Consider the following 23,238-nt stretch of genomic DNA (forward strand, 5'->3'; position numbering starts at 1 on the left):
AAGCTTGCTTGCGCTGGGGTGCGCAGCGCCCCCAATAAAAGCCGGAGACTGCTGCGCAGTCAGCGGGAGCAAGCTCCCTCGCCACAGCAAGCTCGCTCCAACAGGGGGTGGGGACGCATGAATTATGCCGAGCTGCACTGCCTGTCCAATTTCAGCTTCCAGCGTGGTGCCTCCAGTGCGCTGGAGCTTTTCGAGCGCGCCAAGCGCCAAGGCTACAGCGCCCTGGCGATCACCGATGAATGCACGCTGTCAGGCATCGTGCGTGCCTGGCAAGCCGCCAAAGCCGTGGACTTGCCGTTGATTATCGGCAGCGAAATGCACATCGAAAACGGCCCGAAACTGGTGTTGCTGGTAGAGAACCTGAGCGGTTACCAGCACCTGTGCCGGCTGATCACCCTGGCCCGGCGTCGGGCTGAAAAGGGCAATTATCGTCTGCTACAGGAAGATTTCCAGCAACCGTTGCCCGGCCTGTTGGCGTTGTGGGTGGCGCAAGACAGCGACACCCAGGCCAGCCTCGACTGGCTGCGCCGCACCTTCGACCAGCGCCTGTGGCTGGCGGTGCACCTGCACTGTGGGCAGGACGATGCGCGCCATCTGCAACAGCGCTTGCAACTGGCCCACAGCCTGCAAATCCCTGCCGTGGCCTGCGGCGATGTGCATATGCATGCGCGAGGCCGCCGTGCCCTGCAAGACACCATGACCGCCATCCGCCACCATGTGCCGGTAGCCGAAGCCGGCACGCGCCTGCACCCCAATGGCGAACGCCACCTGCGCAGCCTCGACGCGCTGGCGGCGCTGTACCCCCAGGCCTTGCTGGATGAAACCCTCGCCATCGCGCGGCGCTGCACCTTCGACCTCGGCCAGTTGCGCTATCACTATCCACGCGAGCTGGTACCCGCGGGGCATGACGCCCAATCCTGGCTGCGCACCCTCACCGAAGAAGGCATCGCCCAGCGCTGGCCCGAAGGCATCGACGACAAGACCTTGCAGCAAATCCATCGTGAACTGCAACTGATCAGCGAGCTGGGTTACGAAAGCTATTTCCTTACGGTGCATGACATCGTGCGTTTCGCCCGCAGCCGTTCGATCCTGTGCCAGGGCCGGGGTTCGGCGGCTAACTCGGCGGTGTGTTTTGCCCTGGGCATCACCGAAATCAACCCGAGCCTGACCAACCTGCTGTTCGAGCGCTTCCTGTCCAAGGAGCGCAACGAGCCGCCGGACATCGACGTGGACTTTGAGCACGAACGCCGCGAAGAGGTGCTGCAATACGTGTTCCAGCGCTATGGCCGCACCCGTGCAGCCTTGACGGCGGTAGTCAGCAGTTACCACGCCACGGGCGCGGTACGTGATGTGGCCAAGGCCCTCGGGCTGCCGGCGGACCAGATCAACGCCTTGGCCGATTGCTGCGGGCGCTGGAGCGATGAGGCGCCGCCGTTGGAGCGCCTGCGTGAAAGCGGCTTCGACCCGGACAGCCCACTGCTGCGGCGTGTCTTGACATTGACCCAGCAACTGATCGGTTTTCCGCGGCACCTGTCCCAGCACCCTGGCGGCTTTGTGATCAGCGAATACCCGCTGGACACCCTGGTGCCGGTGGAAAATGCGGCCATGGCCGAGCGCACCATTATCCAGTGGGACAAGGACGACCTCGACGCCGTCGGTTTGCTCAAGGTGGACATCCTTGCCCTGGGCATGCTCAGCGCGATCCGCCGCTGCTTCGATTTGCTGCGCCGACATCGCCACCGGGACTTGAGCCTGGCCACGATTCCCAAGGAAGACCCGGCCACCTACGCCATGATCAGCAAGGCCGACACCATCGGTGTGTTCCAGATCGAGTCGCGGGCGCAGATGTCGATGTTGCCCCGGCTCAAGCCGCAGACGTTTTATGACCTGGTGATCGAGGTTGCCATTGTGCGGCCTGGGCCGATCCAGGGCGGCATGGTGCATCCGTACTTGCGTCGACGGAATAATGAAGAGCCCACCACCTATCCGTCGCCGCAATTGAAAGCCGTGCTGGAACGCACCCTGGGCATCCCGCTGTTCCAGGAACAGGTGATGCAAATCGCCATGGTCGCCGCCGACTACAGCCCCGGCGAGGCTGACCAGTTGCGCCGCTCCATGGCCGCCTGGAAACGCCACGGCGGCCTGGAGCCGCATCAGCAGCGCCTGCGCACCGGCATGCTGAAGAACGGCTACACCGAAGCCTTTGCCGCGCAGATTTTCGAGCAGATCAAGGGCTTTGGCAGCTATGGTTTCCCGGAGTCCCACGCCGCCAGTTTCGCCTTGCTGACCTATGCCAGTTGCTGGCTCAAATGCCATGAGCCGGCGGCCTTCGCCTGCGCCCTGATCAACAGCTGGCCCATGGGCTTTTACAGCCCGGACCAGATCCTGCAGGACGCTCGGCGCCATCGCTTGCAGATCCGCCCGGTGGATGTGCAGGCCAGCGACTGGGAATGCAGCCTGGAGCCCATCGACGGCCAGCAACCGGCGATTCGCCTGGGCTTGCGCATGATCTCGGGGTTTCGCGAGGACGACGGGCGGCGTATCGAAGCGGCGAGGCAGCAGCGGCTGTTCAATGACATCGCTGACCTGGACGCGCGCGCCGGGTTGGATACGCGTGCCCAGGCGCTGCTGGCGGATGCCGGGGCCTTGCGCGCCCTGGCCGGCAACCGCCATCAGGCGCGCTGGGACGTGGCCGGTGTGCATCAGCAACTGGGCTTGTTTGCCGGCCTGCCGAGCCCCGATGAAACGCGGGTGGCATTACCCGAGCCCACGGTAGGCGAAGATTTGCACGCCGATTACGCCACCCTCGGTACCACCCTGGGGCCCCATCCCCTGGCGTTGTTGCGCGCCGAGTTACGCCGGCGCCGCTGCCGCAGTTCCCAGGAGTTGCTGACGGTGGAACATGGGCGCAACGTGAGTATCGCCGGGCTGGTCACTGGCCGCCAGCGCCCAGGCACGGCGAGCGGCGTGACCTTTGTCACCCTGGAGGATGAGTTCGGCAACCTCAATGTGGTGGTCTGGCGCGACCTGGCCGAGCGTCAGCGCCAGGCGCTGGTGGGCTCGCGTTTGCTCAAGGTGGACGGCCGTTGGGAGGCGGTGGGTGAGGTGCGGCATTTGATCGCGGGGCGCCTCACCGATTTGACGCCGTTGCTGGATGGAATGGTGGTGCGCAGCCGGGATTTTCATTGAGTTCCAGGGGTTTGTGCATTCCTCTGTGTTCAGGATGAAACCATCCACCGCTGGCGCGCTCCAAAACTTGCGACTGTCTTGTCCCTGCACAGAGCCCAATCATGCAATTTTTATCCAACCCCCATGGCTGTGAAGGCTGGGCCGGCGAAATGGCCCAGCGGATTCGCACGTTTGACTGGTCAAGTACCGACCTTGGCCCCTTGGATCAGTGGTCCACGAGCCTGGCTTGCACCGTGCAAATGATGCTCGCCTCACCCGTGCCGATGGTGATGCTGTGGGGGCGGGCGGGGTACATGATCTACAACGACAGCTATTCGGTATTTGCCGGCGGGCGCCATCCCTACCTCTTGGGCACTCCGGTAGAACTGGGCTGGCCGGAAGTGGCCGAGTTCAATCGGCATGTGGTGGATACGTGCCTGGCGGGCGGTACCTTGTCCTTCAATAACAAGGAGCTGGTGTTATCGCGTCACGGCCAACCGGAAAGCGTATGGCTGGACCTCTATTACAGCCCCGTGGCCGGGGACAACCAACAGCCGGCCGGGGTGCTGGCGATTGTGGTGGAAACCACCGAACTGGTGAAGTCCGAGCGGGTGCGCCAGGAGCTCACCCATAATCTGGAGCAACGCGTAGCCGCTGAAGTGCAGGCGCGGTCTGCCGCAGAAGACCAGTTGCGCCAGTCACAGAAGCTGGAAGCGATTGGCGGCCTGACCGGTGGCGTGGCCCATGACTTCAATAACCTGCTGCAAGTGATCGCCGGCAACCTGCATTTGCTCGCCCGGCATGAGCCGGACAATTGTCAGGTGCAACGTCGCGTCACCGCGGCCATCGCCGCCGTGGAGCGAGGGGCCAAGCTGTCGTCGCAACTGTTGGCCTTTGCCCGTCGCCAGCCCTTGTCTCCGGCGGTGTACAACCCGCAGCGCATCTACGCCGGCCTGGGCGAGCTGTTGCAACGGGCGTTGGGGGAAACCATTCATATCGACGTGCAACTGCCCCAGGACTCCTGGTGCATCAATGTCGACCGCAACCAGCTGGAAAACGCGCTGCTCAACCTGGCGATCAACGCCCGCGATGCCATGCAAGGCGAGGGTGTGATTCGTATCACCGGGGAAAACGTCATCCTCAACCCGGACGATTGCATCGGTAAAAGCATCAAGCCCGGCGAGTACGTGTGCCTGGCAGTGGCCGACACCGGCGTGGGCATGTCCGAGGCGACCCTCAAGCGCGCATTCGAACCCTTCTTTACCACCAAGCGCGAAGGCCACGGCACCGGCCTGGGGTTGAGCATGGTGTTCGGTTTTGTGCGCCAAAGTGGCGGGCACGTGGACATGTGGAGCGAGGAGGGCAAGGGCTCGGTGGTGCAGATGTATTTCCCCCACTGCCTGGAGCCTGAATGCTTCGACGACTACAGTGATGCGGACCTGCAAGGCGGTGGCCAGGAAACCATCCTGGTGGTCGAGGACAACGAAGGCGTGCGCCTGACGGTGGTCGAGTTGCTGCAGCAGTCGGGTTATACCGTACTGACCGCCGAGGATGGCGACCGCGCGATGCAAGTGTTGCAGCGCGGCGTGTCGCCGGACCTGATCTTCACCGATGTGGTGATGCCGGGTCGGGTCAAGAGCACCGACCTGGCCACCTGGGCCCGCGCTCAGAACCCGCCGGTGCCGGTGCTGTTTACCTCGGGTCACACCCGCGACATTCTGTCTTCCAATCATCTGCTCAGCGCCGATATCCACCTGCTGAGCAAACCCTACAGCCCCGATGCCCTGACCCAACGCGTGCGCAGGGTGCTTGGCGCAAGACAAGGTTGCCCATGACATCACAGCGCAACATCCCACCGCTCACCGCCCGGCAAACGGGCTTCGTCAGGGTGCGTGGCGCCCGTGAACATAACTTGCGCAATGTCGATGTGGATATTCCCCGGGACGCCCTGGTGGTATTTACCGGCGTGTCTGGCTCCGGCAAATCGTCCCTGGCGTTTTCCACGGTGTACGCCGAGGCCCAGCGCCGCTATTTCGAATCGGTGGCGCCGTATGCGCGGCGCTTGATCGACCAGGTCGGCGTGCCGGACGTAGACAGCATCGAAGGCTTGCCGCCTGCCGTGGCCCTGCAACAGCAACGGGGTACACCCAGTGCGCGCTCGTCGGTGGGCAGTGTCACCACCTTGTCGAGCTTGATCCGCATGCTCTATTCCCGCGCCGGCCGTTATCCGAAAGGGCAGGCCATGTTGTACGCCGAGGACTTCTCGCCGAACCTGCCCCAGGGCGCGTGCCCGCAATGCCACGGCCTGGGCCGCGTGTATGAAGTGACCGAAGCGCTGATGGTGCCCGATCCGTCCTTGACTATCCGCCAGCGCGCAGTGGCGTCCTGGCCGTTGGCGTGGCAGGGCCAGAACCTGCGCGACATCCTTGTGACCCTGGGTTATGACGTGGACATCCCGTGGCGCGAGCTGCCGAAAAAGCAGCGCGACTGGATCCTGTTCACCGAAGAAACCCCCACCGTACCGGTGTACGCCGGCTTCACCCCGCAGCAGACCCGCGAGGCGTTGAAACGCAAGCTCGAACCCAGCTACCAAGGCACGTTCAGCGGCGCTCGGCGCTATATCCTGCACACCTTCGCCCACACCCAAAGCGCGCTGATGAAAAAGCGTGTATCGCAGTTCATGCAAGGCAGTGCCTGCCCATTGTGCGAGGGTAAACGCCTGAACCAGGCGGCGCTGTCGGTGAAGTTTGCCGGGGTGGATATCGGTGAGCTGTCGCAATTGTCCCTGGCGCAATTGGCCGAGTTGCTGCAGCCGGTGGCCGCGGGGCAGGACACGATGAAGCTGTCGGTGGAAAAACGCCTGGCGGCCCAGCGCATCGCCCAGGACTTGCTCGAACGGGTCAACACCTTGATCGAACTGGGCCTGGGCTATCTGTCCCTGGAGCGCAGCACGCCGACCCTGTCGTCCGGGGAACTGCAGCGTCTGCGCCTGGCCACCCAATTGGGCTCGCAGTTGTTCGGCGTTATTTATGTGCTCGATGAGCCTTCGGCGGGCCTGCACCCGGCGGATGGCGAAGCATTGTTCACTGCGCTTGATCGTTTGAAGGCCGCGGGCAATTCGCTGTTTGTGGTGGAACATGACCTGGAAACCATGCGCCGCGCCGACTGGCTGATCGACGTGGGCCCGGCTGCCGGCGAACATGGCGGGCAAGTGCTGTACAGCGGGCCGCCAGCAGGGTTGGCGGATGTCGAGGCCTCGCAGACCCGCGAATACCTGTTTGCCTCACCTCGCCCGGCCAATGTGCCAAGCCGCGAGCCGGCCGGTTGGCTGAAGCTCAAAGGCGTGACGCGCAATAACCTGAAAGATTTGAACGTGGATTTCCCGCTGGGCCGTTTCACCGCGGTGACGGGGATTTCCGGCTCGGGCAAATCCAGCCTGGTCAGCCAGGCGCTGCTGGAATTGGTGGGCACGGCCCTGGGGCGTGTGCTGGAAAGCGACGACGAACCGAGCCTGGAAGATGCTGCACCGCAAGCCAGTGGCGGGCGCATCAGCGCCGGGCTCGAGCACATTCAGCGCCTGGTGCAGGTGGACCAGAAGCCCATCGGCCGCACGCCGCGTTCCAACCTGGCGACCTACACCGGGCTGTTCGACAACGTGCGCAAACTGTTTGCCGCCACGCCAGCGGCCAAGAAACGCAATTACGATGCCGGGCAGTTCTCCTTCAACGTCGCCAAGGGCCGTTGCCCGAACTGTGAGGGTGAAGGTTTTGTCAGCGTTGAATTGCTGTTCATGCCCAGCGTATACGCGCCATGCCCGACCTGTCATGGCGCGCGCTACAACCCCGACACCCTGGCGATCAAATGGCAGGGCTTGAACATCGCCCAGGTGCTGGGGCTGACGGTGGAGCAAGCGGTGCAGGTGTTTGCCGAGCAGCCGGGCATCCTGCGTTCGTTAGTCGTGTTGCGCGATATCGGCCTGGGTTATCTGCGCCTCGGGCAGCCGGCCACCGAGTTGTCGGGCGGTGAGGCACAGCGCATCAAGCTCGCTACCGAGTTGCAACGCAATGCCCGGGGCGCCACCTTGTATGTGCTGGACGAGCCGACCACCGGGTTGCACCCCAGGGACGTCGATCGTTTGCTCAGCCAACTGAACCAGTTGGTGGATGCGGGGCATACGGTGGTTGTGGTGGAGCATGAAATGCGCGTTGTGGCCCAAAGTGACTGGGTGATTGATATCGGGCCGGGAGCAGGGGACTTGGGCGGGAGAGTCGTGGCGTGTGGGGCGCCGCAGAAAGTGGCCAAGAGCAAGACCAGCCGGACTGCGCCGTTTCTTGCTCGGGAGCTGGTCTGACTGGAGGCTGGCCTTTTGTGGGAGCGGGCTTGCCTGCGATGGTCAGAGGTATCTACACAACTTTGTGGGCTGTAACGGCAGACGGTAACCACGATGCGAAGCGAGTCGCTCTTGATCTGCTTTTGATCTTAGGCGCCCCGTCAAACCACGCTGGCGGATTACGGGCACACCGAGCCTAAGCGAGGTGCCGAGTGGTGGGGCAAGAGCGCTTTGCTTACTTTTGTCTGGGCCGGCATTCCGGCTTTTCGAAAGTGAGCCGCCGTCAGGGCGGAACCCTAAGTGGCCGTTACCGCAGGAATGGATATGTACACGGTCCAACTGTGTTGACTGTCAGGCCGTCTTCGCAGGCAAGCCAGCTCCCACATTTGGATCGTGATGTGTCAGGTAGATCAGCGTCGGTTGGCAGGTCGTCACGGGAGCAAGCTCACTCTCCACAGGCCCAGCGTAGCGCCAAAATTATGTAGATACCTATGCTGCGATGGCGGTGGTTCAGCTGAAGATTCAGTGACTGACACACCGCCTTCGCGGGCAAGCCCGCTCCCACAGGGGATCTGTGCCGGGCGCTGATTCTGTGGGCAATACAAACCCGTATGGAAGCAGTGTTTGGCTCAGCGGATCGAGTCCAGCATGCGCCCCAACATGGCATCACATCCCGCCAATTGCGCTACGCTCACGAACTCGTCCGGCTTATGCCCCTGCTCCATGCTCCCGGGCCCGCATACCACGGTGGGAATGCCTGCCGCATCAAACAGCCCGCCTTCGGTGCCAAACGCTACGGTGCCGAACGCTTGCGAGCCGCAAAACGCCGCAATCAGCTGCGCCGCCTGGCTGTGCTCATCCGTGACCAGCCCCGGGTAGGCCGACAGCTCTGTGAACCGAATGGAGCTCTGCTTGCTGACCGCCTGCATACGCGGCAGTACCTGCTGCATGGCGTACGCTTGCAGTTCTTGAGCAACTTCAGCGGGGTCCGAGGCGGGCAGGGCGCGTACTTCAAAGTCAAAGCGACAATCGGCCGGGACGATGTTCAATGCCTTGCCGCCACTGATCAGGCCGGTCTGTACCGTGCTGAAAGGTGGGTTGAAACGTGGGTCCTGGTGCGAACGCAAGCGCTGGCCGATGCGCCCGAGTTCGCAGATCAGATCGGCGGCATGTTCGATCGCATTCACCCCCGAGGGCGCATACGCCGAATGACATGCTTGACCCTGTATGTCGCAGCGCATCGCCAACTTGCCCTTATGACCCAACACCGGTTTGAGTTCGGTCGGTTCGCCGATGATGCACAGCATGGGTTTCACCGGGCGCTGTTCCAGAACAGCGAGCAATGAGCGTACGCCCAGGCATCCGACTTCTTCATCGTAGGACAGGGCGATATGCACCGGCAGGCGCAACGGTGTTTTGACCAGTTCGGGTACCAACGCCAGCACGCATGCGACATACCCCTTCATGTCGGCAGTGCCGCGCCCGAACAGCTTGCCGTCACGCTCGGTCAACGTGAACGGCGGCAGGGTCCAGGGTTGCCCATCCACTGGCACCACGTCGGTATGCCCCGACAGCACGATACCTGGCAGCTCAACCGGGCCGACGCTGGCAAACAGGTTGGCCTTGGTGCGTTGCGCGTTGTAGACCAACTCGCTGGCGATGCCAAACCCGGCCAGGTAATCGCGCACAAACTCGATCAACTGCAGGTTGGACTCACGGCTGGTGGTGTCGAAGCCCACCAGCGTTTCCAGCAGGTCGCGGCTGCGGCTCATCGCTCGTCTCCGGCCACGCCGTAGCCGGGGGAGCGGTCGGGGGCGAGGGCGCGATCGATATAGTCCTGTACCTGTGGGCGGTAGGCGTCCCAGAGTTTTTGCAATTCGCCAATCGGCGCTTCGTCGGCCCAATCCACGCGCAAGTTGATGATCGGCCAAGTCAACTCGCCCACCACCACCAGCGCGGCGGAATGCACCGGGCCGGCTTCGCCACCGGCGGCGATGGCGGCATGCATCGCTGCCAGCAACCGGTCTGCGAGCTGGCCTTCGCCCTGTTCGAAGGCCGAGACCATCGCGGTGATGACTTCACGGTCGGCGAGCATATTGCCCGCCGCCACGCATTGCTCGCCCGATACCGCGTGATGGGTACCCAGGGTCTGGCTGCCGCTGAAATGCACGCTGCGGCCCAGGTGGTCTATCGCCGTCAGTTGCCGATACTGGCTGTAGCCGTTGCGGGTGAGTGCTTTGTCCACGGCATCGGCTGGGGCCAGGCCCTGTTCCAGCCCGTCGAGCACATCTGGGCCGAGGGCCGGCAAGGTGATGTTCTGGGTCGATACCGCGCCCACGCCGGGCCGCAGCCATGGGCAGCGAGCGCCTACGGCGATACTTGATGAGCTGATGGCGACGCCCAACTGGCCGGTTTCCGCGCAGCGGCCAACGATTGAAAAGGTCATGGTTAGCCTCCTTACTCTGGGATAACCGCGATCACATCGATTTCCATCAGCCACTGCGGCTGGCCCAGGGCCGAGACCACCAGCCCGGTGGAAATCGGGAATACGCCCTTGAGCCACTTGCCCACTTCCTGATACACCGGCTCGCGGTAGCGTGGGTCGATCAAGTAGGTGGTGGTTTTGACGATGTGGCTGAGGTCGCTGCCGGCTTCTTCGAGCAGTTGCTTGACGTTTTTCATCGCCTGCTCGGCCTGGGCCCGAGGGTCGCCGAGGCCCACCAGGTTGCCATCGAAATCAGTGCCCACCTGGCCGCGTACATACACGGTGTTGCCGGCGCGCACGGCCTGGCACAGGTCGTTATCCAGGCTCTGGTTGGGATAGGTTTCTTTGGTGTTGAACATGCGGATGCGAGTGTGAGTAGGCATCAAAAAACTCCAGGAAAAAGTGATCAGGCGCTGACAGGGGTCTGGCGGGCAACCGGCGCAGCTGCGCGGTACTCGAGGTACTGACGCTGGATAGCGATATGGTCGGCTACGTATTTGGCGTCGTGCCACACCCCCCAGATAAACGACGAGCCACGCCGCGATTGCCATGGCAAACCGAGGAAGTAGATGCCGGCTTCGCTGGATACACCGCGTTGGTGTTGCGGCTTGCCGGCGGCGTCGAAAGCGTTCACCTGTAGCCAGCTGTAGTCCACGGCAAATCCGGTGGCCCAGATGATCGAGGTGATGCCCGCTTGGGCCAGGTCCAGCGTCAGGATTGGCTGCTTGATGCATTCAGCGTCTGGAAACACGCGACGTGCTTCGGGCTCCTGGGGCAGGTCGAGACCATTGCGTTCGACATACGCGTCGGCCGCGTCCAGCAGGGCCCGGTAGTTCTCATCCCCGTGTGCCAGGTTTTCCACCAGGTTGGGTTGGAACGTCGCCACCGTGCCGTCGAAGGCTTGGGTCAGGCCAACCAGGGTCATGCCTTGCTGGGCCAGTTCACGGAAGTCGATGGTCTTGCCGCCGTGGGCGCCGCTCACAGCAATGGTCACGTGTTCACGGCCAGGTTTCATCGCCGCCTGGTCCCACTCGCCCAGAACCCCCAGCCACCAGCAGAAATCCCGGTTGCGATAGGCGCGGGGCGGGCGGTCATGGGCGCCTACCGACAGGTAGACCTGGCGACCGGCGCGCTGCAGTTCATCGGCGATTTGTACGCCGGAAGAACCGGCGCCCACCACTAATACGGCGCCTGCCGGCAGTTGCCCAGGGTTGCGATAGTCGGCGGAATGGATCTGGTGCAGAGCCGTGCCTGTAGGCGCTATGCCTGGAATCACGGGCTTCTGGAATGGCCCGGTGGCGGCGACCACGCGGTTGGCTTCGATCACACCTTCACTGGTGTGCACGGTGAAGCCGGGGCGGCCGATGTTACGTACCACTGACGTCACGTCCACGCCAGTGCGGATCGGCGCATTGAATTTGCGTGCGTAGGCTTCAAAGTAATCGGCGACACGCTCTTTTGGCGCGAAGCCATCGGCAGGGACGTCGTCGAATTCCAGACCGGGGAAGCGGTCATGCCAGGCCGGGCCGTTGGCGACCAACGAGTCCCAGCGCCCGGTGCGCCAGCGCTCGGCGATACGGCTGCGCTCCAGCACCAGGTGCGGCACGCCTTGCTTGCTCAAATGCTCGCTCATGGCCACGCCAGCCTGACCTGCGCCCACTACCAGCGTATCTATTTTTGTTATTGCTTGAGTCATGTGTCTGTCCTTGCGTAATGCAGTTGGATTCAGCTTGGGCATGACGTCAAGTTAGGGGGCGGGCGGTGATTAATAAAATATTATTAAGTTGGGAATTGAGCATAAATATCGGATGCAGAGGGGCTGTAGGAGCGAGCTTGCTCGCGAAAAACGTCAACGCTAACGCGTGTTTTCTGAATCAGCGCGGCGCCTGTGGTTTTCTCGCGAGCAAGCTCGCTCCTACAAACAGCTTAGAGCTCTCCGGAGTACTTCACCGCCGCCGCCGCCCGCGATGGTACCTTCAGGCTGCGCAGCAGGGACGACACATGGATGCGCACGGTAAACGGCGAGATATCCAGGGCCTTGGCGATTTCCTTGTTGGTCTTGCCCTGGGCAATCAGGCGCAACACTTCCTGCTGGCGGGTGGTAAGGGTATGAGTGTCCAGCGGCAGCAGGCCCGACGGCGCGAACTTGACCAGCACTTCGCCGGCACGTATCGCCAGCAGCGCCCGGCCGATCTCGTCCGGGGCGATGTTCTTGCCGATAAAACCGTCGACGCCCAAGGCCATGACTTGTTCGATCAGCGCAGGGTCGTCGACCATCGACACCACCACCAAGGTGGTGCGTCGCAGGTGCTGGCGCAGTTCGGCCAGTTGGCTGATGCAGGTCAGGCCGGGAAAGCGCAAATCGAGGATCAGGGTATCGACCTCACCCGCCTCGCGCAGCAGCGTATTCACCGTGGCCAGGTCGCCGGCCTCTTGCACCTGGGCGTCGGGCAGCAGGCGTTGCACGGTGCGCGCCATGCCTTCGCGAAACATGGGGTGGTCGTCGGCGATGATGATCCGGCCGGTCATGGCGAGCTCCTTCCTGGGGCCAGGTTGTGTCGAGGCATGCTACTTTACCAGCGGGCCAAGGGCCCCTTTTCTAAGATGATATGTCAAGGATATGACTATGAGTCCCGAGACCAACTCCGAACTCGATCAGGCTAACCTGCGCATCGTGGTGGCCACCATCGCCATTGTGTATATAAGCCTATTGGGTTTCCTGCCTGGGCAGTCGTTGGACACCTACCTGCCGGTGATCCTGTATATCTTCGTGTTCCTGCTGGCATCCATCGGGTTGCGCCAGGTGATCGCACGCTGGCCCGGGCATTATCCGGCGCGGCGGATCTTCGGCATGATCCACGACTACACGGGCACTTCGTTCGGCCTGGTGGTGGGCGGTGAGGCGGCATTGCCGCTGTATGCGGTGATGGTCTGGGTGAACCTGGGCAACGGCATGCGCTACGGTTCGCGCTACCTGGCAATTGCGACGGGGCTGGCGTTGCTGGCGCTGTTGATCGTGTACCAACTCACGCCGCTGTGGCAGGCGCAACCCTTCATGATGCTGATGCTGATGATCACCAGCACAGTGATCCCGGTGTACGCCCATATCCTGTTGGAGCGCACACGCAAGGCTTCCGAGCAAGCCATCGCCGCCAACCTGGAAAAGTCGCGCTTTCTTGCCCAGGCCAGCCATGACCTGCGCCAGCCGATCCACTCCATCGGCCTGTTCACTGCCTGCTTGCGCGAAGCCCGCTTGGGGGAGGACGAACAGCGCCTGGTAGACAATATCGACCGCTCTTTGCTTAACGTGTCGCAGTTGTTCCGTTCGATTCTCGATCTTTACACCCTCGACAACGGACGCCTGTTGCCCAAATACCAAGTGATTCACCTGGGTGACTTTCTCGCCGACCTGGTTCGCCAGAACGCCGAGGCTGCGCGTTGGGCCGGAGTGCAGTTGCGCTTGCGCGCCTGCGCTCACTGGGTGCTGGTCGACCCGGCCATGTTGGCAACGATGGTGCAGAACCTGCTCTCCAATTGCTTCAAATACGGCGCGCAACGACCAGTGCTGATCGGTGTGCGTGTTCGCGATAACGGCTTGGTGGTGGAGGTGCACGACCAGGGGCGGGGCATTGCCAGGGAGCATCTGTCAAAGGTCTTCGAAGAGTTTTATCGCGTGCGCCAACTGCGTGACAAGGACGTTGAAGGCGTGGGCCTTGGGCTGTCCATCGTCAAGCGCCTGGGGCAGTTGATGGGGTTGCAGGTGAGCCTGCGTTCGCGGGTGGGCCATGGCACCTCAGTGAGTCTGCATGGCCTGGCCCTGGCCACCGCGCCGCGTCAACCGGCAGTGCGTGACGATGCTCGCCAGGCCGGTCTGCTCAGCGGTCTGAAAGTGTGCCTGGTGGAGGATGACTACAACGTGCTGCTCGCCACCCAAGCCTTGCTCGAGCGCTGGGGGTGCGAGGTGCAGGCCGAGTCCACGGGGCAGGGCTTGGTCAGCGACTGCGACATCATCGTTGCCGACTACGATCTGGGCAACCATGCTACCGGCATTGAATGCATCGACCAGCTACGCGAGCAACGCGGCTGGGCGGTGCCAGCGCTGATCCTCACCGGGCACGATGTGGAGAAAATCCAGGCCGCGTTGCATGATCGTCAGATCGCTATCCTCTCCAAACCGGTACGCCCTGCGGAATTGCGCGGCACCCTGCGTGAGCTCAGTCAGGAAAAAATTACTGCATGAACGGCGTCAACCCATTGCCTTTGGCGCCCTTGGGCATGCAGTAGGCCGCGGGCTTCATCAGACCGAAGCTGGCAATTGCGAACGCGCCGCCGCTCGCACCGCTGGGCACGGAGCAGTTGTACTCGCCGGAGGCTGTGTTAGCGACGTAGTAGGTGGTCATGGAGTCGCTGCGCACATTGGAAATACGTTTTACCGGCTCACCCAGATTGGTTTCCGAAAGCTTCTTGAGATGATCTTCGGTGGGCTTGATATTGCTGCAACCGGCGACGCCGATGATCAAGGCGCCCACCAGGGCAAGACGAGTGACAGGGGAGTGGAGTTTCATGGTGCTTCTTCCTTGGGGTTGTTTTGGTTTTTCCAACGCGCAAAGAACCCGCGCGCACTGAGTGCGCGGTGTGGGTGAGAACGTTGGAAGTGCCGCGGAATATAGCGCCGCCGTGGGGTGGGGTCGATTAGCACAAATGGGCTAGTGGCAGTTTGAGGTCATGGAAGGAGCTTGCGATGCTGGAGATAAAACGTGCCACGCCGGATGACGCCGAGCGTGCGTTCGAGATTCGACGCGAGGCCATTCGCGGCCAATGCATTGGCGCCTACAGCGCTGAGCAAATGGCGCTCTGGACCCGAGGTCGCGCCAGCGATGGCTACAGCGTGTTGATGGAAAAACAGTTCTACATGGGCTGGCTGAATGACGAGCCTGTCGTCACCGGTATGCTCGATCTTGCCGACGGTGAAATAGGGGCCTTGTTTGTATTGCCCGCTTACATGGGGCATGGCCTTGGCAAGGCAATGCTTGCTCATCTGGAAGGCGTGGCACGCCAGCAAGCGATTGAACAGGTTGTGCTGGATGCGACCTTGAACGCGGTAAGTTTTTATAGAGCGTGCGGGTATGTAGGCGATGAGCAAGCGGTGTATCGCTCTCCGTCCGGGTTGGTGCTGGCGTGTGTGCCGATGGTGAAGCGGTTGCGGGTTATGAGTCCCGCTTGAATGCAGCGCGCAATTGCTTGATCACCTGTGCCACCTAGCCACCAGATGTTGGATCAGACCGCGTACATATCCGTTATTCGGGTAACGGTCACTTAGGGTTTCGCAATGACGGCGGCTCACTTTGCAAAAGCCGGGATGCCGGCCCAGGCCAAAGTAAGCAAAACGCTCTTGCCCCACCACTCGGCACCTCGCCTGCGTTCGGCTAGCGTGGTTTAACAGGGCGCCTGAGATCAAGAACAAGAGCGGCTTGCTTCGCATCGTAGTTAGCGGGGCGTTATCGCTCTGCCTAGCCGCCGGCTACTGGATTGCGCCAGTCGTCCGAACCGGACGTCCCGGCGACTTCGTGAGTCCAGATGATCTTGCGATAGCTGAAGTGCACGTCCTCCAGATGGGTGAAGTGGGCGTTGTCGGGGGCCTGGCAGTTGGGCATGCGCGATTGGATGTCCACGATGGTCGCGCCTTCCAGTTCAATGGTGAAGTAGTGCTCCAGGGTCCCGGAGTAAGAGCTGCGCAGCCATTCCAGCCGGCAGGACACTTCTTCGCCGGTAGTCAGGGCGCTGAACAGCAAGGGTGAGGATTTATCGAAAACCTTGCTGATCATCAGCGGTTTGTGCACGCGCTGACCGGTTGGCTGGCCGGATTGCGGGTCGCGAGGAATGATCACCTGGTGAGCAAATGCCTGTACCAGTATCTGGTCCTCATGACCTTCCTGATAAATGCTGCCTACCGAGTCCTGAGTAAATGTGCCAGCCGTAATCAAACCTTGTTTGACACCGGTGATGGAGAGATACGCGGGTGTTGGCATGACGGGTTTCCTTGCCTGATTGAGTAGGTATTGCCGAACAGCAAAAGCGCTGAAGGGGCAGAGGCCTATAACAAGAAGCGTGCCTGAAAGTATGAAAGCCAATGAAATAAAGACGAAGGCGGCTCTGTGTTCGTTTGTTCAGAGCTTATTGTCGAACGGTAGGTGGATTTCAGCGCTATTAGTTTCACGCCTGCGCGCACTTAGTTGCTCATGCCCTATAAGTTGTAAATGCGCGGCTGTCGGAGATAAAGCGTGGTTTTTTCCGATGAAGAGGTGCGCAAATAGTTGCGCATTCCTTTATTTGTTGGGTGTGTAGGACGTTTCTTAAGTTCCGTTCCGTTACTTGCTGATTGTTTTTGTCGTGGCTAAGGTTCACTCACTTCGATGAGTTTTGAATGGAAGTTCAAGGGCGTTTCGACAATGGCGTTAAGTCCTCCTATTTACCTCGGACGGATGTGTGCAACTCAAAATGGCTTATTCAGAAGAACTTTATGTTCATTACCGCAAGCTTGCACGGACAGCATGTTGCTCAAGCAGTTTTGTTGGTAGTGACGTGCGTTTTTCGAGCGAGTTTGAAGCGCTGGAGGCCGAGCTTGGCAAAGCCCAGTCTATCCATGTTGCGGGCCAGCCGGATTGGCAGAAGGTCAGCGAAGTCAGCGAGCATTTGCTGCGTGATCACTCCAAGGATCTACGCGTCGCCGTCTGGTTGGTCTGGGCCCTGTATCAACGTGATTCATTTGCCGGATTGCTGGCCGGTCTCGGTTTGCTGCGTGACCTGTGTGAGCTCCATTGGGAGCAGGTTTACCCTGGCAAGCTACGAACCCGTGCTGCGGCGTTTGGCTGGCTGGTGTCGCGCCTTGAGCAAGCGTTTGCACTCAACCCGTCGCTCAGCGATCAACGGCCTTTATTCCAGGCCCTGTTGGAACACCTGGCATGTCTCGACCAGCTATGGGGCGAAAAACTTGGAAGCGAGGCACCTTTGTTGCTGCCGATTCGCCGGCAATTGTCGGAGCGCTTGGCGCAGGGTGTGTCCGAACCTGGCGGTGTCGCGAACGTCATTGCCCAGGTCAAGCAGACGACCCAGTTGCCGAGTCCCGGGCAACCGATCAACAACGAAAAAGACGCGCACAGACTGCTGCGCACTTTACAGGAGCAGGCCCGCCCGTTATGTGCCTGGTGGTTGCGCCAGGACGCAACCGACCTGCGTGCCTTGCGCCTGGGTCGAACCTTGGCGTGGTTGATGCTCGTCAATTATCCCGACGCCAACAGTGAGCGAGTAACGGCGTTGCGCCCGTTGGTCGCGGACAAGCGCAAGCGCTATCAAGAGCGTCTCAGCCAAGGCCATCACGCCGATCTGTTGCCTGAGCTTGAGGTAAGCCTGGCGGGTGCGTTGTTCTGGTTGGATGGTTTGCGCATGGTCTGGGAGTGCCTGGACGCCTTGCATGCAAACCTGGCCATGACTGAACTGGAGATGCATTTGGCTCTGCTGCTGCAGCGCCTGCCGCACCTGCCTGAATATCGGTTCAACGATGGCACCCCCTTTGCCGACCCTGCGACAGGTGAGTGGATCGCGCTGCATGTGATGCGTCACGTGCACAAGCCCGAGCCCTCCCATGTTGTCGCCGACAGTGACACGCAGCCCTGGGAGACCACATTGCAAGCGGTGATGCCTTGTCTGCGAAAGGACGGCCTCAAGGCAGCAGTGGCCGTACTCAAGCAAGGGCTGCAGGCGGCGTGCGGTGATCGAGCGCGCTTTCATTGGCGCCTGGCGCTGGCCAGGTTGTGCGTGGCGGCTGGCAAGCATGAGCTGGCCAGGCTTCAGCTGGAAGAACTGGACCTTCAATTACAGCGCACAGGCCTGGAAAGTTGGGAGCCGGTGCTGACCTTGCAAATCGGCAAGCTTCTGTACCGCTGCTATGAGCTGTTGCCACAAACCCAGCCCATATGCGACTGCAAAGACGCACTGCATCGCAGGCTGTGCCATCTCGATCTTGAAGCAGTACTTGAATAGCGCCTCATCAAAAAGGAAAAGCACCATGGCCAAAGACGGTTCGGTAGCCCCCAAGGAACGTATCAATATTACTTTCAAACCCGCCGTCGGTGGGGCCCAGGAAGAAGTCGAGCTGCCGTTGAAGCTGCTGGTGCTGGGAGATTTTTCCCAGCGTGCGGACCCCCGCAAACTCGAGGATCGCAAGCCCATCGGTATCGACAAGCACACCTTTGACGAGGTGTTGGCCAAGCAAGCCTTGAGCCTGACGCTGAGCGTACCCAATCGCCTGCAGGATACCGCTGATGTGGAGGAGTTGCCGATCCAGGTGCAGATCAACGCCATGAGGGACTTCAACCCCGCAAACCTGGTCGAGCAGATCCCGGCGTTGCAAAAGCTGATGGCAATGCGTGAAGCCCTGGTGGCGCTCAAGGGGCCGCTGGGTAACACACCGAACTTTCGCAAGGCTATCGAGCAGGCATTGGCCAATGACGAATCCCGCGCTCGAGTCCTGGCCGAACTGGGGCTGGACAGCCCTCAAGCATTGCCGTTTCAGTAAAGGGACACTGACACCATGAACACGATTGAACACAGTTCGAAAATCGTACAAACCACCGAAACCTGCAGCATCCTCGATAACATCATTGCCCAGACCTTGCTCAGCGCCGACGATGAGGCTTACGGCATCGCCAAGCGCGGTGTGTCGGCGTTCATTGCAGAGCTGGTGAAGCCACATAACTGTGATGAGCCGGTAAAGAAACACCTGGTCGACCGCATGATTGCCGAGATCGATACCAAGCTCAGCCAGCAAATGGATGAAATCCTGCACCATCCGGACTTCCAGGCACTGGAGGCTTCATGGCGAGGCTTGCAGTTGCTGGTCGAGCGCACCAATTTTCGCGAAAACATCAAGATCGAGCTCTTGAATGTCTCGCGCCAGGACCTTCTGGACGACTTCGAAGACTCATCGGAGATCACCCAGTCCGGGCTTTACAAACATGTCTACAGCGCTGAATACGGCCAGTTCGGCGGACAGCCGGTGGGCGCAATCATTGCCAACTACTTTCTCTCGCCCAACGCACCCGACGTGAAGCTGATGCAGTACGCATCCAGCGTCGCCAGCATGGCCCATGCGCCTTTTATCGCCGCTGCCGGGCCCGGTTTCTTCGGTTTGGAAAGTTTCACAGGGCTGCCGGACCTGAAGGATCTGCGAGATCATTTCGAAGGTCCGCAATTTGCCAAGTGGCAAAGTTTCCGGCAGAGCGAAGACGCCCGTTATATCGGCCTTACCGTGCCGCGCTTTCTGTTGCGTACCCCGTATGACCCCCTTGAGTACCCAGTCAAGACCTTTGCCTACCAGGAGAATGTGGTTAATAGCCACGAGCATTACTTGTGGGGCAATACCGCGTATGCCTTTGCCACCCGCCTGACCGACAGCTTTGCGCGATTTCGCTGGTGCCCGAACATTATCGGCCCGCAAAGCGGCGGAGCGGTCGAGGACCTCCCGCTGCATCACTTCCAGAGCATGGGCGAGATCGAAACCAAGATTCCTACCGAGGTGCTGGTATCGGACCGACGCGAATACGAGTTGGCACAAGAAGGTTTCATCGCCTTGACCATGCGCAAAGGCAGCGATAACGCGGCGTTCTTTTCCGCCAGCTCCGTGCAGAAGCCCAAATCCTTTGGTATCAGTGAGGAGGGCAGGGCCGCAGAGCTGAATTACCGGCTGGGCACCCAATTGCCTTACATGATGGTAGTCAACCGCTTGGCGCACTACCTCAAAGTGCTGCAGCGCGAGCAGTTGGGCGCATGGAAAGAGCGCACAGACCTGGAGCTGGAACTCAACAAGTGGATTCGCCAGTACGTGGCGGACCAGGAAAACCCTAGTGCCGAAGTACGTGGGCGGCGCCCGTTGCGAGCTGCACGCATTGTCGTCAGTGATGTCGATGGCGAACCTGGCTGGTATCGGGTCAACCTGACTGTGCGCCCGCATTTCAAGTACATGGGGGCAGATTTCACTTTGTCCCTGGTCGGTAAGCTGGATAAAGAATGAGCAGAGGCTACGGCACGCCAGAGCACAGCAGCCTTTTCGAACGCCTCGAATGCGGTGCGTCGCCCCCGGAGGGCGGGGCGGCGTCCATTGCTGCCCATCTGGGGAAAATGCTCAGCACTCGCGCGGGCAGTGTCAAGACACTGCCTGATTATGGGCTGCCTGACCTCAATGACATGCGGCTTAGCTTGCATGAGTCCTTGAGCCAGTCGCGTCTACATATCGAGCGCTTTATCCAGGCCTATGAACCGCGGTTGACGAATGCACGTGTCAGGCTGTTGCCGGGGGCGCGTGAATCCCTGGAGTTGGCGTTTGCCATCGAGGCTGAGCGGGCCATTGACGGCATCCTGCAGCCCGTGGTGTTCCACGCCCGCCTCACGGATGCCGGGCGGGTTGAGGTTTTTACCGATGACGCTTGACCGATATTTTCAAAGCGAACTCAGTGCCCTGCGCCAACTGGGTAGGCGTTTTTCAGAGCGTAATCCCGCCCTGGCGCCGTTTCTCGCCGAGGCTGGCCAGGACCCGGATGTCGAACGCTTGCTGGAGGGCTTTGCTTTTTTGACTGCGCGCCTGCGCCAGAAGCTGGATGACGAACTGCCGGAGTTGACGCATTCGTTGATGCACTTGCTCTGGCCTCATTACATGCGGCCGATACCGGCCTTCAGCATCCTGCAATTCGATCCGTTGAAACGCGCTGGTCCCGGTGTTCGAGTGGGTCGGGACACCGCCGTGGAAAGCGCCACCATCCACGGCGAGCGTTGCCGGTTCCGTACATGCTACGCCACTGATGTCATGCCCCTGCAGCTCAGTGGCCTGGAATACCGGAGCCAGGGCGAAGGGGCCCGTCTGGATTTGCACCTGAGTATGAGTGTCGCAGGTAACTTCAGCGAGTTGGCATTTGATTCACTGCGCTTGCACCTGGCCGGAGATCCCTATGTCAGTCAGGGCCTGTATCTGAACCTGTTGCGTCATCTCGATGGGATCTGCCTGCTGCTACTGGATCACGATGGTCTGCCGATCATCGCCAGCGATGGCCAGCCCGTGACGCTACGGCTCGCTGCTGGCCAGGTCCGGCCGGTGGGGTTTTCCAAGGAGCAGGCGTTGATTCCTTATCCGCAAAATGCCCTGGGGGGGTATCGACACCTGCAGGAGTACTTTGCTTTTCCCGAGAAGTACCTGTTTGTCGACGTTGAAGGTCTGGGTGTGCTGCACACGCTGTCTCACGAGCTGCTCCGGCAGGCGCATGGCATGGTAATGCGCTTTGAACATCGCACTCACGGCCGTGAACCTCAGCGCCCCACCCTGGACAACATAAAGTTGTACTGCACGCCCATCGTCAACCTGTTCAAGCAGGATGCGATTCCTATTCGCCTGGATGGAAAGCAGGATGAGTACCTCTTGGTGCCTGGGGAATATACGCCGGGTAATGCCAGCGTCTTTTCCGTGGATCAGGTCACTGGGTGGCGCCCCGGTGGCTTGGGCTATCAAACCTACGTGCCGTTCGAGTCGTTTGAGCATGACTGCGACACTGAGCCCCTGGCGGCACCGCCCAGTTACAGCATTCGCCAACGCTCGTCGGTTCAACATGCCGGGCTCGATACCTGGATGGGGTTTGGCAACCGCCGCGAACGGGGCCATGAAACCCTCTCGGTCGAACTGACCTGTACTAATTGCAACCTGCCGCGCCAACTGCGTGCGGGTGATATCAATCTGCCCGGTGAGCAGACGCCGGAGTCGTTGACGTTCCGCAACATCACCGCGCCAACGGCGAGCTTCGCACCACCACTGGACCAAGACTATCTGTGGAAGCTCATCAGCAACATGTCGCTCAACTATTTGTCGTTGACCGATATCAATGCCTTGAGAGTGATTCTGGAGTCCTACGATTTGCCGCGTTATTACGATCGCCAGGCGCTGAAGGTCAGCCAGAAAAGAGTGGGCGCCTTGCGCTCCATCCGCCAAGAGCCAGTGGATCGCCTGCACCGGGGGCTGCCCATCCGAGGCGTGCGGATCGACCTGACGGTCGATTCCCAGGGCTTTGTTGGCCAGGGCGACCTGTTTGTATTCGCTTGCGTTCTAAATGAGTTTTTTGCGCTTTATGCCAGCCTCAATTCGTATCACGAGTTGCGGGTCATCAGCACACAAGGAGACGTGTATCTATGGCCATCCCAGATGGGACAGCAACCCCTGCTCTGACTCAGCTTTGTCGCGTTATCCGTGAGTACACGTTATTTCAGGCGGTTCTGCAGGTCACCGAGCATTTGCGCGAGGCCCATCCGCTTTTAGATGACGACGCGCTGTACGACCAGTTGGAATTCCAGGCCAACCCTGGTCTCGGGTTTGCCGCGCACGATATTGACCGGGTGGAGTTCTTTATGGATCAGGGCCAATTGCGCGCGCGCCTGCGTCTGAATGTGTTGGGGTTATTCGGTGCGGGGTCACCACTGCCCGCGTTTTATGGTGAGCAGGCATTCGCCGAGCGCTCGGGTGGCAACCCGACTCGGGATTTCCTCGACCTGTTCCACCATCGGCTGCATCGGCTGATGCTGCCGATCTGGCGCAAGTACCGCTATCGGGCGTGTTTCCGGGCAGGTGCCAACGATAGGTTTTCCGAGCAGATGTTTGCCTTGATGGGGCTGGGCGCAGCTGCGATACGGGGCGTTTGCCAAGTCGATTGCAAGCGCCTGCTGCCTTACCTTGGCTTGCTGAGTTTACGGGTGCATTCGGCGGCGTTGATCGAGTCGGTCCTGCGTTACTACTTCATGCACGAGGCGTTGTTTCTAGAGCAATGGGTTGCACGTACGGTCGAGGTCTGCCAGACGCAGCGCAATCATCTGGGGCGGGCCAATAGCGCTCTTGGCGATGACCTGATCCTGGGGCACCGCATCGCTGATCGAAGTGGCAAGTTCAGGGTGCATGTCCGGGCACTGTGCCGGGAGCGTTTCCACGATTTCCTGCCCACCGGAAGTGCCTACCAACCACTGCGTTCGCTGGTGCGCCTGACCCTGCGGGACCCCTTGGACTACGACCTGAGCCTGATGTTGGCGCAGGGCCAGATCAAGGCCTTGCATATTGGTGAGAACACGGTTTGCCGCCTGGGCTGGACCACTTGGCTGGCGCATGAACAGGCCGATGGCGTGGTCACGCTGACCCACAACTCATCAGGGATTAATGACCATGACTAATGCG

18 protein-coding genes are annotated in these 23,238 nt (G+C 60.8%); 11 read left to right on the forward strand and 7 right to left on the reverse strand.

What is annotated here, in order from left to right:
- Positions 1 to 117: 117 nt before the first annotated feature.
- From GIV35_RS07985 to uvrA, 3 genes are all read left to right on the forward strand, one after another.
- Entirely contained in the window at positions 118 to 3,189 is a 3,072-nt protein-coding gene (locus GIV35_RS07985; RefSeq protein ID WP_236265263.1) for an error-prone DNA polymerase, read from the forward strand.
- 101 nt (positions 3,190 to 3,290) lie between these two features.
- Entirely contained in the window at positions 3,291 to 5,003 is a 1,713-nt protein-coding gene (locus GIV35_RS07990) for an ATP-binding protein (protein WP_223024558.1), read from the forward strand.
- Positions 5,000 to 7,519, forward strand: coding sequence for an excinuclease ABC subunit UvrA (gene uvrA / locus GIV35_RS07995; protein WP_105227090.1), 2,520 nt, complete (start codon positions 5,000 to 5,002; stop codon positions 7,517 to 7,519). The genes GIV35_RS07990 and uvrA overlap by 4 nt, the downstream gene beginning before the upstream one ends.
- 608 nt (positions 7,520 to 8,127) lie before the next feature.
- Here uvrA and argE read toward each other — a convergent pair.
- The 5 genes from argE to GIV35_RS08020 form a co-directional block, all read right to left on the reverse strand.
- Entirely contained in the window at positions 8,128 to 9,270 is a 1,143-nt protein-coding gene (gene argE, locus GIV35_RS08000; RefSeq protein WP_236265238.1) for an acetylornithine deacetylase, read from the reverse strand.
- Entirely contained in the window at positions 9,267 to 9,944 is a 678-nt protein-coding gene (locus tag GIV35_RS08005) for a DUF1028 domain-containing protein (protein ID WP_200648947.1), read from the reverse strand. Before GIV35_RS08005 ends, argE begins: the two co-directional genes overlap by 4 nt.
- A gap of 11 nt (positions 9,945 to 9,955) precedes the next feature.
- Positions 9,956 to 10,366, reverse strand: a complete 411-nt coding sequence (locus GIV35_RS08010) for a RidA family protein (protein ID WP_014718154.1) — start codon at positions 10,364 to 10,366, stop codon at positions 9,956 to 9,958.
- A 23-nt stretch (positions 10,367 to 10,389) separates the two neighbouring features.
- Positions 10,390 to 11,721, reverse strand: coding sequence for a flavin-containing monooxygenase (locus tag GIV35_RS08015; RefSeq protein WP_419789563.1), 1,332 nt, complete (start codon positions 11,719 to 11,721; stop codon positions 10,390 to 10,392).
- Positions 11,722 to 11,909: 188 nt separating this feature from the next.
- Complete coding sequence (locus tag GIV35_RS08020) at positions 11,910 to 12,512, reverse strand: LuxR C-terminal-related transcriptional regulator (protein WP_236265235.1); 603 nt, start codon at positions 12,510 to 12,512, stop codon at positions 11,910 to 11,912.
- Between the two features lie 97 nt (positions 12,513 to 12,609).
- Between GIV35_RS08020 and GIV35_RS08025 the strand changes: the two genes are divergently transcribed.
- Complete coding sequence (locus GIV35_RS08025; protein WP_105227085.1) at positions 12,610 to 14,223, forward strand: ATP-binding response regulator; 1,614 nt, start codon at positions 12,610 to 12,612, stop codon at positions 14,221 to 14,223.
- Here GIV35_RS08025 and GIV35_RS08030 read toward each other — a convergent pair.
- Complete coding sequence (locus tag GIV35_RS08030; RefSeq protein ID WP_198716135.1) at positions 14,213 to 14,548, reverse strand: hypothetical protein; 336 nt, start codon at positions 14,546 to 14,548, stop codon at positions 14,213 to 14,215. The two genes, GIV35_RS08025 and GIV35_RS08030, sit on opposite strands and share 11 nt — an antisense overlap.
- Before the next feature lie 176 nt (positions 14,549 to 14,724).
- Here GIV35_RS08030 and GIV35_RS08035 point away from each other — a divergent pair, with 176 nt between their 5' ends.
- Positions 14,725 to 15,207, forward strand: a complete 483-nt coding sequence (locus GIV35_RS08035; RefSeq protein ID WP_213153098.1) for a GNAT family N-acetyltransferase — start codon at positions 14,725 to 14,727, stop codon at positions 15,205 to 15,207.
- A gap of 286 nt (positions 15,208 to 15,493) precedes the next feature.
- On the opposite strand, the gene GIV35_RS08040 is transcribed toward GIV35_RS08035, so the two are convergent.
- Complete coding sequence (locus GIV35_RS08040) at positions 15,494 to 16,012, reverse strand: Hcp family type VI secretion system effector (RefSeq protein ID WP_236265234.1); 519 nt, start codon at positions 16,010 to 16,012, stop codon at positions 15,494 to 15,496.
- Positions 16,013 to 16,481: 469 nt separating this feature from the next.
- Here GIV35_RS08040 and tssA point away from each other — a divergent pair, with 469 nt between their 5' ends.
- The 6 genes from tssA to tssG are packed head-to-tail and all read left to right on the forward strand — an operon-like array spanning position 16,482 to position 23,234.
- Positions 16,482 to 18,023, forward strand: a complete 1,542-nt coding sequence (gene tssA / locus GIV35_RS08045; RefSeq protein ID WP_236265232.1) for a type VI secretion system protein TssA — start codon at positions 16,482 to 16,484, stop codon at positions 18,021 to 18,023.
- Positions 18,024 to 18,048: 25 nt separating this feature from the next.
- Positions 18,049 to 18,558, forward strand: a complete 510-nt coding sequence (gene tssB / locus GIV35_RS08050; RefSeq protein ID WP_105227081.1) for a type VI secretion system contractile sheath small subunit — start codon at positions 18,049 to 18,051, stop codon at positions 18,556 to 18,558.
- Positions 18,559 to 18,573: 15 nt separating this feature from the next.
- Positions 18,574 to 20,052 carry a type VI secretion system contractile sheath large subunit gene (gene tssC / locus GIV35_RS08055; RefSeq protein ID WP_223023014.1) on the forward strand — a complete coding sequence of 493 codons (1,479 nt, stop codon included), beginning with the start codon at positions 18,574 to 18,576 and terminating at the stop codon, positions 20,050 to 20,052.
- Positions 20,049 to 20,468: a type VI secretion system baseplate subunit TssE gene (gene tssE, locus GIV35_RS08060; RefSeq protein ID WP_105227079.1), complete on the forward strand. Its 420-nt coding sequence runs from the start codon at positions 20,049 to 20,051 to the stop codon at positions 20,466 to 20,468. Before tssC ends, tssE begins: the two co-directional genes overlap by 4 nt.
- Positions 20,458 to 22,245: a type VI secretion system baseplate subunit TssF gene (gene tssF / locus GIV35_RS08065; protein WP_236265231.1), complete on the forward strand. Its 1,788-nt coding sequence runs from the start codon at positions 20,458 to 20,460 to the stop codon at positions 22,243 to 22,245. The genes tssE and tssF overlap by 11 nt, the downstream gene beginning before the upstream one ends.
- Positions 22,209 to 23,234, forward strand: a complete 1,026-nt coding sequence (gene tssG / locus GIV35_RS08070) for a type VI secretion system baseplate subunit TssG (RefSeq protein ID WP_236265229.1) — start codon at positions 22,209 to 22,211, stop codon at positions 23,232 to 23,234. The genes tssF and tssG overlap by 37 nt, the downstream gene beginning before the upstream one ends.
- Positions 23,235 to 23,238: the final 4 nt, after the last annotated feature.

Origin of the sequence: Pseudomonas sp. PA-1-6B (genome assembly GCF_021609545.1) — a bacterium.
Lineage (GTDB): Bacteria > Pseudomonadota > Gammaproteobacteria > Pseudomonadales > Pseudomonadaceae > Aquipseudomonas > Aquipseudomonas fluorescens_BV.